Origin of the sequence: Gilliamella sp. B14384G12, from assembly GCF_016101825.1 — a bacterium.
GTDB lineage: Bacteria > Pseudomonadota > Gammaproteobacteria > Enterobacterales > Orbaceae > Gilliamella > Gilliamella apicola_N.
Map to the genome: position 1 here is coordinate 557,276 of NZ_JACFPU010000001.1, position 18,807 is coordinate 576,082.

At 34.9% G+C, this 18,807-nt stretch carries 20 protein-coding genes; 4 read left to right on the plus strand and 16 right to left on the minus strand.

Annotated features, from left to right (window positions below; all coding sequences use genetic code 11):
* Positions 1–88: 88 nt before the first annotated feature.
* The 3 genes from H3S73_RS02455 to H3S73_RS02465 form a co-directional block, all read right to left on the minus strand.
* On the minus strand, positions 89–1,342 hold the full coding sequence (locus H3S73_RS02455) for a nucleoside permease (RefSeq protein ID WP_198235811.1): 1,254 nt from the start codon (positions 1,340–1,342) through the stop codon (positions 89–91).
* Positions 1,343–1,496: 154 nt separating this feature from the next.
* Positions 1,497–2,210: a purine-nucleoside phosphorylase gene (gene deoD / locus H3S73_RS02460; RefSeq protein WP_025315976.1), complete on the minus strand. Its 714-nt coding sequence runs from the start codon at positions 2,208–2,210 to the stop codon at positions 1,497–1,499.
* A 51-nt stretch (positions 2,211–2,261) separates the two neighbouring features.
* Complete coding sequence (locus H3S73_RS02465) at positions 2,262–3,491, minus strand: phosphopentomutase (RefSeq protein ID WP_198235812.1); 1,230 nt, start codon at positions 3,489–3,491, stop codon at positions 2,262–2,264.
* Between the two features lie 576 nt (positions 3,492–4,067).
* Here H3S73_RS02465 and murB point away from each other — a divergent pair.
* The 3 genes from murB to birA all read left to right on the plus strand — a co-directional run bounded on the left by murB (position 4,068) and on the right by birA (position 7,233).
* On the plus strand, positions 4,068–5,078 hold the full coding sequence (murB, locus tag H3S73_RS02470) for a UDP-N-acetylmuramate dehydrogenase (protein ID WP_198235813.1): 1,011 nt from the start codon (positions 4,068–4,070) through the stop codon (positions 5,076–5,078).
* An 84-nt stretch (positions 5,079–5,162) separates the two neighbouring features.
* A complete protein-coding gene (locus tag H3S73_RS02475; protein ID WP_198235814.1) occupies positions 5,163–6,314 on the plus strand; it encodes an MFS transporter in 1,152 nt (383 codons plus the stop codon).
* On the plus strand, positions 6,280–7,233 hold the full coding sequence (gene birA / locus H3S73_RS02480; protein ID WP_198235815.1) for a bifunctional biotin--[acetyl-CoA-carboxylase] ligase/biotin operon repressor BirA: 954 nt from the start codon (positions 6,280–6,282) through the stop codon (positions 7,231–7,233). Before H3S73_RS02475 ends, birA begins: the two co-directional genes overlap by 35 nt.
* 51 nt (positions 7,234–7,284) lie before the next feature.
* Here birA and H3S73_RS02485 read toward each other — a convergent pair whose 3' ends face one another.
* Positions 7,285–9,627, minus strand: coding sequence for a zinc/cadmium/mercury/lead-transporting ATPase (locus tag H3S73_RS02485; protein WP_198235816.1), 2,343 nt, complete (start codon positions 9,625–9,627; stop codon positions 7,285–7,287).
* 215 nt (positions 9,628–9,842) lie between these two features.
* On the opposite strand from H3S73_RS02485, the gene H3S73_RS02490 reads away from it, so the two are divergent.
* Positions 9,843–11,051, plus strand: a complete 1,209-nt coding sequence (locus H3S73_RS02490) for an MFS transporter (protein WP_198235817.1) — start codon at positions 9,843–9,845, stop codon at positions 11,049–11,051.
* 68 nt (positions 11,052–11,119) lie between these two features.
* Here the strand turns inward: H3S73_RS02490 and surE are convergent, their stop codons facing one another.
* From surE to H3S73_RS02550, 12 genes are all read right to left on the minus strand, one after another.
* The gene (gene surE / locus H3S73_RS02495; protein WP_198235818.1) at positions 11,120–11,902 is read right to left on the minus strand and encodes a 5'/3'-nucleotidase SurE; all 783 of its coding nucleotides are present in this window, start codon (positions 11,900–11,902) and stop codon (positions 11,120–11,122) included.
* Positions 11,903–11,911: 9 nt separating this feature from the next.
* On the minus strand, positions 11,912–12,769 hold the full coding sequence (locus tag H3S73_RS02500; protein WP_198235819.1) for a neutral zinc metallopeptidase: 858 nt from the start codon (positions 12,767–12,769) through the stop codon (positions 11,912–11,914).
* 788 nt (positions 12,770–13,557) lie between these two features.
* Entirely contained in the window at positions 13,558–13,947 is a 390-nt protein-coding gene (locus H3S73_RS02505) for a hypothetical protein (RefSeq protein WP_198235820.1), read from the minus strand.
* Between the two features lie 22 nt (positions 13,948–13,969).
* Entirely contained in the window at positions 13,970–14,356 is a 387-nt protein-coding gene (locus tag H3S73_RS02510) for a hypothetical protein (RefSeq protein ID WP_198235821.1), read from the minus strand.
* A 22-nt stretch (positions 14,357–14,378) separates the two neighbouring features.
* Positions 14,379–14,771, minus strand: coding sequence for a hypothetical protein (locus H3S73_RS02515; protein ID WP_198235822.1), 393 nt, complete (start codon positions 14,769–14,771; stop codon positions 14,379–14,381).
* A gap of 89 nt (positions 14,772–14,860) precedes the next feature.
* A complete protein-coding gene (locus H3S73_RS02520; protein ID WP_198235823.1) occupies positions 14,861–16,087 on the minus strand; it encodes a hypothetical protein in 1,227 nt (408 codons plus the stop codon).
* A gap of 162 nt (positions 16,088–16,249) precedes the next feature.
* Complete coding sequence (locus H3S73_RS02525; protein ID WP_198235824.1) at positions 16,250–16,639, minus strand: hypothetical protein; 390 nt, start codon at positions 16,637–16,639, stop codon at positions 16,250–16,252.
* A 22-nt stretch (positions 16,640–16,661) separates the two neighbouring features.
* Positions 16,662–17,048, minus strand: a complete 387-nt coding sequence (locus tag H3S73_RS02530; RefSeq protein WP_198235825.1) for a hypothetical protein — start codon at positions 17,046–17,048, stop codon at positions 16,662–16,664.
* A gap of 22 nt (positions 17,049–17,070) precedes the next feature.
* Positions 17,071–17,460 carry a hypothetical protein gene (locus H3S73_RS02535; RefSeq protein ID WP_198235826.1) on the minus strand — a complete coding sequence of 130 codons (390 nt, stop codon included), beginning with the start codon at positions 17,458–17,460 and terminating at the stop codon, positions 17,071–17,073.
* A gap of 22 nt (positions 17,461–17,482) precedes the next feature.
* Positions 17,483–17,869: a hypothetical protein gene (locus tag H3S73_RS02540; protein ID WP_198235827.1), complete on the minus strand. Its 387-nt coding sequence runs from the start codon at positions 17,867–17,869 to the stop codon at positions 17,483–17,485.
* Between the two features lie 22 nt (positions 17,870–17,891).
* Positions 17,892–18,281 (minus strand): hypothetical protein, encoded by a 390-nt coding sequence (locus H3S73_RS02545; RefSeq protein WP_198235828.1) that lies wholly within the window; start codon positions 18,279–18,281, stop codon positions 17,892–17,894.
* A 64-nt stretch (positions 18,282–18,345) separates the two neighbouring features.
* Positions 18,346–18,693, minus strand: coding sequence for a hypothetical protein (locus tag H3S73_RS02550; RefSeq protein WP_198235829.1), 348 nt, complete (start codon positions 18,691–18,693; stop codon positions 18,346–18,348).
* Between the last annotated feature and the right edge of the window lie 114 nt (positions 18,694–18,807).

Sequence of the window (18,807 nt, forward strand, 5' to 3'; positions counted from 1 at the left end):
CTCATTAAATATTTTTGAAGAAGGCAACAACCAAGGTTGTTGCCAGTATTTTGATTATGGAAAGTTTTATTTAAAACACCATAAATGATTAATTATTATTGGCTGTAGTTGTTTTATTTAAGTCATCGTTTTTAAAAATAATCATAAACACAATAGCCAACAATAAAGAGTAACCAGCAAAAATTAGCCAAACTGTACGCCACTCAGTAAGACCATCCGTTGTGTAATAATCAACAACAAAGCCACTGATTGTCGAACCTAAATATGCCCCGATACCATTAGTCATGATCATAAATAGACCTTGCGCACTATTACGGATGCTTGGTGAGACTGATTTTTCAACATACATTGAGCCAGAAATGTTATAAAAATCAAATGCACACCCATAAACTATCATTGATAAAAGCAGTAATATAAAGCCAGTTGGAGATGGATCACCATAAGCAAATAAACCAAAACGAGCTACCCAAGCAAGCATACTGATTAACATGACATATTTGATGCCAAGTCGTTTCATAAAAAATGGAACAAACAGAATAAATACCACTTCAGACATTTGCGAAATAGACAATAACACCGAAGGATATTTTACTACTAAGCTTTCGGTATATTCTGGAATGCTTTTAAACGAAAGTAAGAATGGATTACCAAAAGTATTGGTAATTTGTAAAATACCGCCAAGGAATACGGCAAAGATAAAAAAGATCGCAATTCTTGGATCTTTAAATAATACGAATGCATCTAAACCTAAAGAGCTTGCTAAAGACTTTCTATTTGAGCTGTCTTTAGTGATGTTAATTAATGGTAGTGTTAATGAATATAAGCTAAGTAAAACTGAACCAGCCGCCGCAATATAAAGTTGCATATTACTTAATCCATATTCTAAGAAACTCACTAACCACATAGCTACAATAAAGCCGATAGTTCCAAAAATTCTTATTTTCGGAAATTGCGAAATAACATCAAGATTTTGTGCTTCTAAACAAGAATAGGAAATTGAGTTAGAAATTGCGATGGTTGGCATAAACGCAAGGCAATGAATCAAAATTATCACTACCATTAAAAAAGGTGATGTGATTGATGCTGCAATAAATAACGTGATGGCACCAATTAAATGACAAAGCATAAATAAACGATTAGCTGGAATCCATCTATCTGCGACAACTCCAAGTAAGCCAGGCATAAATAAAGAAGCTATCCCCATCGTGCCATAAACTGAACCTACGGTTACACCATTAAAATGTAATGTCTCCATCATGTAAGAACCTAAGGTGATCAGCCAACTCCCCCAGATGAAAAACTGTAAGAAAAATATAATTTTAAGTTTAAACTTAATATTCATTTTGATTCCTTATTAAATGACATATTTGATAATCTTCCGCCTAACAATTACTAATGAATAAATTTATATATAAACAAGCACTATTATCAATTTTATAGTGCTCAAGCTATCAATATTTAGTTAAAAAAAATGGCAGTTGATCTGCCATTTTCAATTATTGATTTAATAGTACAGATTCTAACGCAACAGTTATCATCTCTTTAAAACCAATCTGACGTTGTTCTGGTGACATAGCATCACCTTTACGGATATGATCAGAAACCGTACAGATTGCTAATGCTTTAGCACCATATTCTGCCGCTACACCATAAATACCTGCAGCTTCCATCTCTACGCCTAGAATGTTGTATTTTTCCATAATATCGAACATTTCAGGATCGACACTATAGAAAAGATCAGCTGAAAATAGGTTACCTACTTTAACGTTTACACCTAAATTTTTAGCAGCATTAACAGCATTACAGGTTAAATCAAAATCGGCAATTGCAGCGAAATCACTATCTTTAAAACGTAAACGATTGACTTTTGAATCGGTGCAAGCACCCATGCCTACTATCACATCACCAAGGTTTACATTAGGGCTAATGGCACCACAAGAACCAATGCGAATGATATTTTTAACACCGTAGAACTTAACCAGTTCGGTTGCATAGATAGAACAAGATGGAATACCCATGCCATGCCCCATGATTGAAACTTTTTTCCCTTTGTAATAACCAGTAAATCCTAACATGGCTCTTACATTTGTTACTTCTTGTGCATCTTCTAAAAATGTTTCAGCAATAAATTTTGCGCGTAGCGGATCGCCTGGCATCAAAACTGTTTCTGCAAAAGCATTATCAACAGCGTTAATATGTGGGGTAGACATCTAATTCTCCTGATCTTCAATTCAAAAAAGTATTACATTAACTTCATTTGCTTACTTACTAATAAAAGATTTACCATATTCCATTGGTGATAAATCAAAATAATCAGCGACACTTTGTCCAATATCGGCAAAGGTTTCACGATGACCTAATGAGCCTACTGGTACACTATCACCATACACCAAAACAGGAATATGTTCGCGCGTATGATCAGTACCGGTCCAAGTTGGATCGCAACCATGATCTGCACTGATAATTAACAGATCGCCTGGTTCAATGAGCGCTAACATTTCAGGTAAGCGACTATCAAAATATTCTAATGCAGCAGCATAACCAGCTACATCACGTCTGTGTCCATAAGAGGAATCAAAATCAACAAAATTGGTAAATACAATGGTGTTATCTTTAGCTTGTTTAATTTCTTCTAACGATGCATTAAATAATGCTTCAATGCCGGTTGCTTTAATCTTTTTGGTGATACCAACGTGGGCGTAAATATCGGCGATTTTACCAATCGAAACAACATTACCTTGTTTTTCGTCAACCAGTTTTTTAATCACAGTTGGTGCAGGTGGTTCAACCGCTAGATCATGACGATTACCTGTTCGCACAAATTCACCTGCTTTTTTACCAACAAAAGGTCTGGCAATAACACGCCCAATGTTGTAATCACCTTTATTAAGTTCATCGCGTGCGATTTCGCACACTTCGTAAAGTTTGTCTAAACCAAAAGTTTCTTCATGACAAGCAATTTGGAAAACTGAATCAGCGGATGTATAGAAAATAGGTTTTCCTGTCGCCATATGTTCAGCGCCAAGTTCATCAAGAATAACGGTACCTGATGAGTGGCAATTACCAAGATAACCAGGAAGTTTTGCGCGGGTAACGATTTTATCTAATAGATCTTGAGGAAAGCTATTGGTTGTATTGGTGAAGTAACCCCAGTCAAACAGTACTGGAACTCCAGCAATTTCCCAATGGCCAGATGGCGTATCTTTACCAGATGAAATTTCGCTAGCATAACCGTAAGCACCAATAATTTCGCCTTCGGTTTGCATACCTTTAGGGTAATGGCCTGTTGATTCGTATGCTGCTTCAATTAATCCCAATTTACCCAAATTAGGTAATTTAAGTGTACCACTGCGTCCTTGTTCTGCATTGCCTAATGCGCATTGTTCAGCAATATGACCTAATGTGTCGGAACCTTCATCCCCAAACTTTGCTGCATCTTTGGCACTACCAATCCCGAATGAATCTAGGATTATAATAAAAACTCTTTTCATAATTTCCTCGAACTTATCAAAAACGGATCTTGCTACAAGTTATCTTCGTACTCGCATTTTACTTTTCGCTTATATGGGTACGGGTTAAGGAAGAACAGCCACTTGAACAATCTTTCATACTTACTTTCATACTTAGCTGTCTATTTTATAATACTCATTTAAGTAATTACACCTTTGATATGATATCTTGATGATAACGTCTATTATTTGCACTAAATGTATCTGTTAACAGTAATCTGTTTAACTGTAATTTTAAAAAAACATCGCTCATATATCTATAATACATGATCTAAAAAAACAAAAAAGATTTAAGCATTACTTTAACGGTTTATTTGATTAATTGATCCTCCAAATTCGATCATTATCACATTTTTGTAATTAAAATGTTAATAAATGTACATATTTTGAGTTCCAAGAATCTTGTAATAATGAGTGAGTAAATAATTAATAATATAAGATTAACCAATGTGATAATATATGTTGCCATATGTGATAGACATCTCAATAAAATCAAATAAAACACTGAAAGTAATTTAATATTGGCGGTCTATTTCCACCCAGATAAGGTTGTAGTTGATGAAACAAAGAATCCCAAATACTTTTAATCTTGAAGTTTATGCTCAAAAAGTTGTGACCGTAACAACGGTCGAACAATTAATGCAGGTTTGGCAAGATAATCACCAGAATCTGCCCATTATGATTCTTGGTGAAGGCAGTAATACGCTTTTTACTTGTGACTTTGAAGGCATTGTGATTGTGAATCGAATTAAAGGCATTACCATCACCGAAACGGAACAAGCATGGCATTTAAAAGTAGGGGCAGGCGAAATTTGGCATCAACTTGTATCACGCACTATTGAACACAATATCGCAGGACTTGAAAATTTAGCATTAATTCCAGGTTGTGTGGGTTCTGCACCAATCCAAAATATTGGCGCTTATGGAGTCGAGTTTCAAAAAGTGGCGGATTATGTGGAATTATTGGAACTTGCTACAGGAAACATCATTAAGGTGACAGATGGTCAGTATGGCTATCGGGAAAGTATTTTTAAAAAGCAATATGCTGATGGTTATGCGGTCATTTATGTCGGTATCAAATTACCTAAACAGTGGCAACCTGTATTAACCTATGGTGAATTGCGTAACTTTGATCCAAAAAGTATTACCCCTAAGATGATCTTCGATAAAGTTTGTGAAATTCGGCTTAGTAAGTTGCCTGACCCAAAGGTGCTGGGTAACGGCGGTAGTTTTTTTAAAAATCCAGTTGTTGATAAAAAAGTTGCCGATAAGCTACTTGAAATTTACCCAACTATGCCAATATATCCACAAGTAAATAATCAAGTCAAACTTGCTGCAGGTTGGCTTATCGATCAATGTGGTCTAAAAGGCTATCAATTGGGTGGCGCTGCAGTTCATCAAAATCAAGCACTTGTATTAGTCAATAAAAATAACGCAACCGCGCAAGATGTGGTTGAATTAGCTCGTTATGTTCGAAATGCCGTATTACGAAAATTTTCAGTTAATCTTTCACCTGAAATCCGTTTTATTGGCAAAATAGCTGAAATTGATGTAGACAACTTTCTTTAAATAACAACGGTTATAAATTTAGGTTGTCAGTCATTTAGGTTGCAACCAACAATTTATAATTAAACAATGATATTGTAAAAGACGATGAAACATTCATACTCATTTCCTATTTTATTAACAAGCTTATTATTTGTGACAATTGCATTATCGGCACTTAATACCCAAGTACCGCTATGGTTGGTGCGTAATGAATTTTCACTAGGGCAAATTGGTTTAGTTGGCTCAAGTTACTTTACTGGTAACTTGATTGGTACCATTTTTGCGAATTGGTTCATCAGTAAATTTAATGCTCGTTATACTTATACTTACAGTTGTATTATTTTTGCTATTGCTACCATTGGGTTGAGTTTTTCAATGGATTTTTATAGCTGGGTAATATGGCGGTTCTTTATTGGTATTGCTTGCGCAGTGACTTGGGTTGTTATTGAAAGTTGTATTTTAGTAACAGGTACAGTGCGTACTCGTGGAAAAATGCTGGCGGTGTATCTAACTACTTATTATTTAGGCACGGTGTTAGGACAAGCGTTATTACAGTATTTTCCGCAAAATGTATTGTATTTTGGTCTAGTGACCGCTTTACTAATGGGACTTGCGATATTATTTATATTGTTAACTCATTATAAATTGCCTAAACGTAAAAAAAGCAGTTTCAATATCATTCCCATGATTGTCAATAAACCGTCACGCATTGGTTTAATTGGTTGTGTGATTGCTGGCATGTTAATCGGATCGCTGTATTCGTTATTACCTGCTTATTATTCTCATTTAGGTTATAACGACATTCAAGTTGCCAATTGGATGATTTTGCTTATTTTATCTGGTGTAATAGCACAAATGCCCGCTAATTGGTGTGCCGATAAATTTGGTCGACAAATTGTATTATTGTTTGAATCAACACTTATGTTATTGGCTTGTGTAATGTTGATATTTAATTGGTTTGATACATTAGCAATTATCTTATTAGGCGCAACAATTTATACCATTTATCCAATCTCTATGGCATGGGCATGTTCATGCGTTAGAAAGCAAGATATTGTGGCGATGAATCAAGCCATGCTATTAACTAATACGTTAGGTAGTCTTGTTGCTCCGGCAGTGATTGCTTTTGTTATGGATAAAACGAATAATACTTATTTATTTGTAAGTTTTGCTATAATCTCACTTTATTTTATTGCCTTATTAGTTAAAAAAAGAGGAATCGATGCGCAGCCACCAAAATCCACTCAAATTAATTGAAATCTTAGCGGACGGTGAGTTTCATTCAGGTGAAGAACTTGCAGCGAGTTTTGGAATAACTCGTGCTGGAATCAATAAATACATGAAAGTACTGCGCGAATGGGGGCTGGATTTTACATCGGTTCAAGGTAAAGGTTATTGTTTAACTGCCCCGATTGATTTATTAAATAAGAGTAAAATTGATCACTATTATCAAGCGGATAGTCGTTGTGAAATTTTACCCATTATTGATTCAACTAACCAATATTTACTCGATAAAATTGGCCAACTCCACTCGGGTGATTGTTGTGTAGCAGAATTTCAATCAAAAGCGCGCGGTCGTCGTGGACGAAAATGGTTTTCACCGTTTGGCTCTAATCTCTATTTTTCTATGTATTGGCAATTAGAGCAGGGCGTGGCTGCCGCTATGGGAATGAGCTTAGTTGTCGGAATTGTAATAGCAGATACTTTAAGGGAGTTATCGGGTCAAGATATTAAAGTAAAATGGCCTAATGATCTTTATCTTAATGATCAAAAATTAGCGGGAATATTGATTGAGTTAGCGGGTAAAACGGGTGATTGTGCGCATGCCATTATTGGTATTGGTGTCAACTTAATGATGACTAATCCAGATCCTAATATTGTTAACCAAAAATGGGCAAATTTAGGTAAGGTCGATCGTAATTTGTTAGTCGCGCGTATTGTCAAAAATTTAAACATTAAATTATCTGAATTTGAAAAACAGGGCTTAGCGCCTTTTATTAGTGATTGGAATCGATTAGATAACTTCGCTAATCGTCCAGTAAAACTGTTTATTGGTGATAATATTATCCGAGGGATTGCTAAAGGCATCAATGAGCAAGGCGCTTTAATGCTAGAGCAAGATGGCAAACTCAATGCACATATTGGTGGTGAAATCTCATTGCGTGGTGATGAGTAACCCATAAAAAACTATTCCATCTATTTAATGGAATAGTTTTTAAATCAGTAATTAAATTTTGTCTTTTTTACTTTTAAAACCAAGCACTCTTAACGCATTGGCTGTTACGATAGCTGTTGTTCCTGAATCCGCTAATACCGCTAACCATAATCCGGTATAACCGAATAAACTTGTTAACAAAAACACCAATTTGATCCCTAATGCAATGGTGATATTTTGCTTAATATTACGGTTAGCAAAACGAGTTAAACGAATTAAAGTAGGTAAACTTAGCAAGCTATTTTTGGTTAATGCGGCATCGGCTGCCTCTAGCGCTACATCGGTACCACTGCCCATAGCAATACCAACTGTCGCCGCTTTCATTGCCGGTGAATCGTTAATACCATCCCCAACCATGGCAATTGAAGTTGTGTTACGAATTTTTTCAATTTCGACTAGTTTATCTGCTGGTAATAACTCAGCACGATAATCAATTCCTAATTGACTTGCAATGGCTTTTGCTGCACGTTGATTATCACCCGTAAGCATTAAGGTTTTAAGACCCAACTTATTAAGCGCTTTTATTGCCGTAATAGAATCAGAACGTAATACATCTTGCAAGGCAATCATTCCGACTAATTTTTGTTGTGTCACTAGTACCACGACGGTTTTACCGGCGCTTTCCAGTTGATGGATTTTTTGTGCATTTTCATCATTTAAGGGTATCGATACCGTAGTAACTTTACTTGGCGCAACAATATAATAGGTTTCATTATTGATATCGCCTTGAATACCCACGCCCGCATTAGCTTTACGATTACTTGCTTCGTTGACTTCAATCTGTTGCTTAGTTGCATAATCAACAATTGCTTTCGCTAAAGGGTGATGTGAACCGCTTTCAATGGCTGCTGCAAGAGTCAGTAGCTGTTGTTGGGTAACAGATTGTGCGATGACATCGGTGACTTGTGGCTTGCCTTCGGTTAAGGTGCCGGTCTTATCAAATGCCACCATTTTAATCGAACCAATATGCTCTAAAGCTGCCCCCCCTTTTATTAATACGCCTTGCTTAGCGGCATTGGATAGGGCCGATGTGATAACGGCCGGTGTTGATATTACCAACGCACAAGGGCAACCAATTAATAATAGAGTTAATCCACGATAAACCCAAGTGTACCAATCCTCATTAAATAATAACGGAGGAATAACAATGACCAATAGCGCAAACAGGGCGATCGCTGGAGTGTAGTAACGGCTAAATTTATCAATAAATCGCTCAATGGGTGCTTTACGATCTTCAGCATTTTCAATTAATTGTAAAATGCGATCTACGGCATTTTGTCCTGATTGCGAGATAACTTTTAGTTGAATGGTATTATCCACAACCAGCGATCCGGCTAAAATTTTATCGCCAGATAGATAATTGACCGGAATTGATTCCCCAGTTAAGGCGCTTTCATCAATGTTAGCTTGTTCACTTACCAAAATAACATCAGCAGGTAATCGCCCACCAGATGAAATTTCGATTATATCGTCAGGTTTTAAAGTATGACTGGCAACCGTTTTCCTTTTGCCGTCAATAATAACCACCGTTTCTTCAGGCATTAGTTGTACAAGGGATGAAATTCCTTTTTTGGCTTTAGTGGTCGCAACGCCTTCTAACATCTCACCAATCATAAATAAAAAGAGTACCATAGTAGCTTCTTCGGCCGCTCCGATGAATAGGGCACCTATAGCTGAAATACTCATCAATGATTCAATGGCAAATGGTGTACCACTTCGCGTTAATACTAAAGCCTCTTTCAAAATCGGAATCAATCCGACAATTGCAGTAAAGATAAAGGCATATTCACCTGCTGTATGATTCACTAATAAAATAAGGTAACTTATCAAAATTAATGAACCTAACACCGCTAACGGTATGAATGCTTTTTTATCAAAACTATGTGAATGCTCGTGATGATGTGCGTGATTAGGGGTGCTTTCAAAAATTGGGGTATACCCTAATTCTACAACTTTGTCTTCAATCATTTTTATTACTGCATCGTCATGCTTAGGAACAAAAACGATCAACTTTTCTGTAGAGAAAATAATTTTGGTTTGATTAATGTTTGGCAGTGTTTTAACACCATTTTCGATTTTACTTGCGCAATGAGCGCAGTCCATTCCCTTAATTTTCCAAGTCAATTTGATGTCTTGGCTTTTCCGCTCGGGATCTTCGGGAGGATCTTCTATCTCATTTTTTTGCGTTGATCCATGATCATGCCCCTCACAGCAATGGTCCCCAGAATGATTGTGATTTGCATCATGGGAATGATGGGTGTCATGTGTATGATTATGAGCAATATTTTGACAATCGCTATGACAATGAGCGTGATTTTCATGGTGGGATTGTGTGGATTTGTTATTATATAACATAACGTTACCTCGCTTCGTGGATGATTTTGATTGTACGCTCAAAAAAATAAAAAGATATCTTTTTTTAATTTATTTGATCGTTAGATCAAAAATTTTGAGTACATGACAAGTGACGAAACAAATCTAAAAATAACCATTTTTTATTTCTTTCTTCTACTGTATCCCTCGCTTTTTTATGTTTATAATTGTACAAAATAAAATGATAGAGAAAGTTTATGTCCAAAGCTTCATCTTTTCGCCAAAAACAGAGCATTGTCTTTTTAGCTTTTCTTATTACGACCTTTATTATCGGTATTGCCGGGGCGTTACAGTCACCTACCTTAAGCCGTTTCTTAACCTTTGAAGTTAATGTAAATTCCCATTTAGTCGGTCTTTTCTTTTCGATAAATGCTTTAGCCAGCATTGTGGGCAGTTTTCTATTAGCAAAATATTCGGACAAAAAAGGGGATAGACGTTATATCGTAATATTTTGCTGTTTAATGGGGGTTGCCAATAGTGTTACGTTTGCGTTTACGCGCAACTATTTTATACTGATTACGCTGGGGGTTTTATTTGCCGCATTATCATCGGCCGGCATGCCGCAAGTTTTTGCTTTAGCGCGTGAATATGCGGTCAAATCAGGACGTAATGTGGTTGCTTTTAACTCATTAATTCGTGCTCAGTTATCGTTGGCATGGGTATTTGGTCCGCCAATTTCATTCGGTTTAGCTTTAAGCTTTGGCTTTACTGTAATGTATCTAACCGCAATGTCCATGTTTATAATTGCAATGTTATTTGTTGCAATATTCTTACCATCAGTCGAAAAAAATCCTACTTCACAACTCAGCAGTGCAGCTGAATTACAAGCGGCTAATATACCACTTTGGAAAAACAGAAATGTCGTTTGTTTATTATTATCTACAGTATTTATGTGGACAGCTAACATGATGTACATTATTGACATGCCCCTTTATGTTGACTTAGTTTTACATCTTCCCGACTCTTTACCCGGCATTTTAATGGGGTTAGCAGCGGGTATTGAAATCCCTGTGATGCTCATTGCTGGATTTTTAGTGCCTTATTTGGGCAAGCGAAATCTATTTTTTATTGCCATTATTTGTGGCTTATTTTTTTATATTGGCATGATTTTCTTTACCAGTAAATTTGCTTTGTTAGCACTTCAGATATTTAATGCATTATTTATCGGAATTGTGGCTAATATTGGTATTATCTACTTTCAGGATTTGTTACCAACTAGAATGGGCGTAGCTTCGACACTATTTAATAACGGGATTATTTTTAGCGTTATTCTGGCAGGTATTTTGCAAGGGTTTGTTTCTGATGAATATGGGCATGAAGCTATCTACTGGATTGCGCTTGTGATGGTTGCTGTTTCATTGCTGTTTTGTGCACTGGTTAAAGATGGAAAGAAACGGTCACATTAAGTAAGCCATCCATTATCTTTTATTTGTTCGTCTTCCAACGAATTGGAAGACGAAGTCATAATCAGTGATTAACAATCAAATTCTTTTAATAACGTTTCATAAAAAGCATAATTTGTTCTTTCATAACCAATAGGTGTAATGGCAATGAAATTACCATTAGCCGCATCCAACTCTTTATTTTCATCAAACACCTGCTGATTACGCTGGGCTCTAAACCAAAAGTAATCATGACCTTCAGGATCTTTAGTTGGGGCTACTACAAAACGACTGACATCACAATCACCTTGTTTAGTGATTTTTAATCCTTTAATCTGATGAGCATCACAAGCAGGAAAATTAACATTAAAACAGATATTTTTAGGAGTAGATAATGATAGTAGTTTTCTGATCACTGATTCTGCATGATAAGCTGAACAATCCCATATTGTTGGTTGGTTATCTTCGGTAGAGCATTGGCTTAAGGCAATTGATGGTATTCCTAAAGCTGTTGCCATCATAGCTGCGCCAACTGTACCAGATAAAACCGTTTCAAATCCAACATTTGAGCCATTATTAATGCCCGATAGCACGAGATCAGGCAACTTATCTGCCATTAGATGCTTTATAGCAAATAATGAGCAATCTGCGGGAGTTCCATAAACCGCGTATTCTCGTTCATCACGTTTTGCAACTCGAAAAGGCGCTTTTAAGCTGACCGAACATGATACACCACTTTGGTCGATTGCTGGCGCTACTACCCAAACTTCATGAGCAATTTTGTGTGCTACATCCTTTAAAATTTTAATGCCAGATGCATCAATACCATCATCATTGACTAACAAAACGCGATTTACTAATTTATTAAACATCATTCTATTTCCTTATTCAGCAAAAGTATTACATTGATTGATATCACCGCTATCAAATCCTCGTTTAAACCAAGTATAACGTTGCTTAGAACTACCATGTGTAAAACTATCTGGCACAACGTAACCATTACTTTGACGTTGTAAGCGATCATCACCAATCGCTTCAGCGGTCTTTAACGCTTGCTCAATATCGCCAACGTCTAAAATATTTTTTTGTTGCATTGCATGCCCCCACATACCGGCAAAGCAGTCGGCTTGTAGCTCTAATTTAACCGATAATTGATTGGCGAACACTTCAGATTGGCCTTGCTTTAATTGTTCTATTTTATTGAACACACCCAGCAAATTTTGTACATGATGACCAATTTCATGTGCTATGACATAACCTTGGGCAAAGTCACCACCACCACCAAGTTGTTGTTTCATCTCTTGATAGAATGAAATATCCAAATAGACAGTTTTATCAACACTGCAATAAAATGGCCCCATAAAAGTCTGGCCAACACCACACGATGTTCTTGTTGAACCCGTATATAAGACTAATTTGGGAGGAGTATAGGTTCTACCTAAAAGATTAAACTCTTGTTGCCAGTAATCTTCAGTACTCGCTAAAATAACCGATGTAAACTTAGCAGCATCTTCATCATTAATGGAATATTGATTTGAGCTTAGTGATGAGCTATTGGAGTCAATTAGGTTAGGATTAAGCAAGCCGGTCAAATCAACACCATAATAACCCGCAACCAAAACTACGATAAATAAAACAACTCGACCTTTACCACTTATTGGGATCCTTATTCCTGAATCGCTTCCATATTGTGAGCGGCGATCTTCAATATTATCACTCTCTCTTTGGTCTCTCCAACGCATAGGGAATACCTCATCAGTTTTGCTTAAATTATTTTAAAGGATAAAAGGGTAGGATACTAGATTAAGTTAATTTAATATCAAATAATGCATTGATTAATCTACTTTTATCTGTGTAATTATCTGTATCAAAATAATACTAAGTGGGTATATCACTTATCTTTTAAATTGTTTAAAAAAACTAACTCCAGTTTATAACGGATAGATGTTTATCGTTATTACTATTACGTTCTTTTTATAGTTTGTTTTGTATTTTAAATCAGACTAATTTTTACAGAAAATGGATATTTTATAAAAATTATTTTTTATTTGAATGGCGTTTTTATATCTCAATAGGATATTACGCTAATTATCAATACAAGAAAATTTAACCGTAGAGATTTTTAAATTCATTATACTTCAAAAACTACGAATCGTTATGATATTTCAACTTTACTTTTCGATGGTGAATAGGATTTTGAACGATCGAATGTTTAATACTATCAATCTGATAATGTCCATATATTTCAATGTGTAATGAACGTATTGTATTTATTATTTTAGATATATCGGTATATTTTAAATTCTAAAGTAATTTCTTTAAAAATATATCTCACAATTTTACAAACCTGATAAATAACGATAACTGAGATTTTGGACTTGTTTAATTTTTAAAAGGGCATTGGGTAACGACTCTGGTCGAACGTCCATTTTTTCAATACAAAAACGGTAAGAACAGTAGTCAACAAAGCCCAATGATTAACATTAAATGATGTTGTAGATTTTTCATAAAATCTAGACCAATCCTGATACTATTCTTCAACTTTAATGGTATAAACTTTCTTATAGTCTGTTCCTGGACATAACAAGTCACCGTAAGTAACTCCAGAAAGTTCTATTGTGATTGTTCCTGCAACTTTAGGGGTTCCTTTTACTTCAATATTATTGTAGGAAACGTGTTCTGTTCCTAAACCTCTAGGAGATAATTCAAGGCCTGATTTTTCTGGTTTAATATGAAAGAAAAAGTGACGATCTATAGCCACGCCACCAAAAACTTGAATTTTAGCAAAATAGGGATTTCCCAATGAGGCGTTGGGTAATGTTTTTGGTCGAACTTCTACTCTATCACAAAAACAACCGGTAAGAACAGAAGTCAAAAAAAATCCAATGATTAACATTAAGTGATATCGTAGTTTTTTCATAAAATCTAAACCAATTCTAATACTATTCTTCAACTTTAATGGTATAAGTTTTATCAAATTCAACTCCCGGACACATTGTACCGTAAGTTAATCCAGAGAATTTTATGGTGATTGTTCCTGTAACTTTAGGTATTCCTTCTACTTTTAGGTAATTATAAGAACTATTAGGTGTAAAATAAGAAGATGATAATTCAAGTCCTGATCTTGCTGGTTTGATATGATAAGAAAAGAAATCATCCATAACGATGCCATCTAAAATTTTAATTTCGGCATAATAGGGCGTACCCAATGTAGCATTGGGTAATGACTTCGGTAGGACTTCAACTTTTTGTGTACAAAAACAACCAGTAAGGAACGTAGTCAGAAAAAATCCAATGATTAACATTAAGTGATGTCGTAATTTTTTCATAAAATCTAAACCAATTCTGATACTATTCTTCAACTTTAATGGTATAAACTTTCTTAAAGTCTCTTCCCGGACACGACATTGTACCGTAAGTACCTCCATAAAGTTTTATTGTGATTGTCCCTGTAACTTTAGGTGTTCCTTTTACTTCAAGATGATTATAGGTAACATATTTTGTTCCTAAACCTCTAGGAGATAATTCAAGTCCTGATTTTTCTGGTTGGATATCATAGTAAAAGTTATCCTGATCAGTGTAGCCACCGAACACTTCAATTTTAGCATAATAGGGAGTACCTAATATGGCATTGGGTAACGACTTCGGTCGAACTTCCATTTTTTCCATACAAAAACAACCGCTAAGAACAGTAGTCAAAGAAAATCCAATGATTAACATTAAGTGATATCGTATTTTTTTCATATAATTTATTTAGTTTAATTGAATTGGTTGTTAATAAGTGTTTTTTTTAACACTTCCCTATTTGTTTCAATGCCATTTAATTTTCCGTTTTATGGTATTTTACTTATCACAAAAGCTGCATAAGAGTATCTCATAACATCAGCTAAAGTTGTATTATCTAGTAAATGATTCTTTACTTTACCCCATGAAAAACATGTAAGCTCTACTAGCTCAGTGAGTAAAGTTTGTTCAGTTACCTCATAACCATTTATTAACTTTAATTTATCTGCCAAAACAATCCAATGGTTTTTAGTTGGAATATTTATCAAGTCATTAAACATTCGTGATGTTATCAACATGACTACGTGCGTATCTTCACGAACATAAGAATTTAAGCGGCATAAATCTTTTAACGTTAATTTAGGACCTGTTATATGATTTATTATCTTTGTATTGATTTCGTAAATAATTTCGGCGCCAGCTTTTTTAAACCACGTTTTAAGATCCCCGGCTGTCGTAATACCCGGAATGTTATCATTAGGAGAATCATAATCAAAAAAACTATTTTCTGTATCTCTTAAACTTGCTAGAGTTATCCAATCAATAGCTGGAACTTTTGGTAAATATCCTGGTGGTTCATTTTTAAAAAAGTTTGTCGGATGACGACAATCATAACTAGGTTCTAGTTTTAATGTGCCAATTTTAGTTTTACCTGATTCCCAAAGTTCTTTCACCATCTGTTTATACAGATCTGGTCTATCGATCAATAAACAATAAAAAAACGCAGCCGGACCACATAGCATAGATCGATCTTGATTTGGATAATCCAATTTTGCTAATCGAAATGCCAAACCCTCTTCAATTTTTTCTTTCGTAAAAGGATCATGTGGATCGCCAGCAGGGTGTTCTTTAACTTCAAAAGCTCTTGATTTAAAGCTCACCTTTACACTGTATATGAATACATGGCCATTTTGGGTTTTTTCAGTTGTTTCATTGTATTCAAATTCCCTTGATGGCCCCCATTTTTTATCAGGTGTTAAAAATCCTTTTAGAGGTATAATTGCTGTCATAGGTTCTGGTAACACTTCATATTCATCGTTACCTATTTTATGAAAAAGATTGAGTTCTAAGATATAAGATGTATTTTCAGGGTCAGAAATATCTAATGAGGAGTGAACCAATGTCCTCTTATCAGCTTGTAAATTTTGTTTTCCTGTTGATTCTAAAGCATAAACTTTATTATCTTTATCATCAATTTTATATAATTCCATTTCATAAACAATATATTTAGGATCAGTTTTAGTCTTAATATATGTTGATATGTTGTATATTGTCATTTAATTTTCATCCTTAAGATTAAGCTTATATCTTTATTCTAAAAGTTAGTGAGTTAATATTTTTAGCTTAATTCTTTACTAATTGATAAACTCGCCATTGCTTGTTTTGCTTATCAATAAGCGAATCGCAATTTTTTCATATAATCTAGACCAATCCTGATACTATTCTTCAACTTTAATGGTATAAGTTTTAATAAATTTACTTCCCGGACACATCGTACCGTAAGTTAATCCAGCAAATTTTATTGTTATTTTTCCTGCAACTTTAGGTGTTCCCTTTACTTTAAGATCATTAAAGGAAACATGTGTACCAAAATCAGTCGGAGATATTTCTAGTCCTGAGTTTTCAGGTGTAATAAGATAGTGAAAAGAGTCATTAATAACACGACCATTATAAACTTCAATTTCAGCATAATAGGGAGTACCTAATATGGCATTGGGTAACGACGACTTCGGTAGGACTTCAACTTTTTGTGTACAAAAACAACCGGTAAGAACAGTAGTTAAAAAAAGTCCAATGATTAACATTAAGTGATATCGTAATTTTTTCATAAAATCTAGACCAATCCTGATACTATTCTTCAACTTTAATGGTATAAGTTTTATCAAATTCAACTCCCGGACACATTGTACCGTAAGTGTCTCCAAAGAGTTCTATGGTAATTGTTTCTTTAATTCTAGGTGTTCCCATTACTTTTATATTATTATAAGAACCATATGGCTCAACATGAGAATATGTTAATTCAAGTCCAGAGTTCTCTGGTTTGATATGATAGGTAAAAAATTCATCTATAACGACGCCACCTAAAATTTTAATTTCGGCATAATAGGGCGTACCCAATGTGGCATTGGGTAAAGATTCCGGTCGAACTTCCATTTTTTCCATACAAAAACAACCGGTAAGAACAGTAGTTAAAAAAAGTCCAATGATTAACATTAAGTGATGTCGTAATTTTTTCATAAAATCTAGACCAATCCTAATACTATTCTTCAACTTTAATGGTATAAACTCTATCATAGTGTTTTCCTGGACATGTATTTGTTCCGTAAGTAGTTCCAGAAAGTTCTATTGTGATTGTTCCTGCAACTTTAGGGGTTCCTTTTACTTCAAAATTATTATAGGAAACATATTCTGTTCCTAAACCTCTAGGAGATAATTCAAGGCCTGATTTTTCTGGTTGGATAACATAGGCAAAGTGATCGCTATTAGCCACGCCACCAAAAACTTTAATTTTAGCAAAATAGGGATTACCCAATGTGGCATTGGGTAACGACTTCGGTCGAACTTCTGGTTTATAACACAAACAACCAGTAAGAACAGTAGTCAGAAAAAATCCAATGATTAACATTAAGTGATGTTGTAATTTTTTCATAAAATTTATTCCAATCCTGATACTATTCTTCAACTTTAATGGTATAAACTTTCTTAAAGTCTCTTCCCGGACACGACATTGTACCGTAAGTAGCTCCTGAGAGTTTTATTGTGATTGCTCCTGCAACTTTAGGGGTTCCCTTTACTTTAAGATCATTAAAGGAAACATGTGTTCCAAAATCAGTCGGAGATAATTCCAGTCCAGAGTTTTCTGGTTCAATTTGATAGTAAAAATGGCGTTTAATAACACGAATGTTAATATCAATTTCAGCATAATAGGGGGCACCCAATTTGGCATTGGGTAATGACTTCGGTAGGACTTCAACTTTTTGTGTACAAAAACAACCGGTAAGAACAGTAGTTAAAAGAAGTCCAATGATTAACATTAAGTGATGTTGTAATTTTTTCATAAAATCTAGACCAATTCTTAAACTATTCTTCAACTTTAATGGTATAAACTCTATCATAGCGTTTTCCCGGACATGTATTTGTTCCGTAAGTGCCTCCAAAAAGTTCTATTGTGATTGTTCCTGCAACTTTAGGGGTTCCTTTTACTTCAAGATCATTATAGGAAACATATTCTGTTCCAAAATCAGTAGGAGATAATTCAAGACCTGATTTTTCTGGTTTAATATGATAGGAAAAGTGACGATCTATAGCCACGCCACCAAAAATTTCAATTTTAGCGTAATAGGGATTACCCAATGTGGCATTGGGTAATGTTTTTGGTCGAACTTCTGGTTTATAACACAAACAACCGGTAAGAACAGTAGTTAAAAAAAGTCCAATGATTAACATTAAGTGATATCGTATTTTTTTCATAAAATCTAGACCAATCCTGATACTATTCCTCAACTTTAATGGTATAAACTTTATTATAGGGTTTTCACAGACATGTATTTGTTCCGTAAGTGCCTCCAAAAAGTTCTATTGTGATTGTTCCTGCAATTTTAGGGGTTCCTTTTACTTCAATATTATTGTAGGAAACGTGTTCTGTTCCTAAACCTCTAGGAGATAATTCAAGGCCTGATTTTTCTGGTTGGATATCATAGTAAAAGTCATGACGATTAGCGTGGCCACCAAAAACTTGAATTTTAGCAAAATAGGGGGTACCAAATGTGGCATTGGGTAATGTTTTTGGTCGAACTTCTACTCTATCACAAAAACAACCAGTAAGAACAGAAGTCACAAAAAATCCAATGATTAACATTAAGTGATATCGTATTTTTTTCATATAATTTATTCCAATCCTGATACTATTCCTCAACTTTAATGGTATAAACTTTCTTAAAGTCTCTTCCCGGACATGACATTGTACCGTAAGTGCCTCCAGAAAGTTTTATTGTGA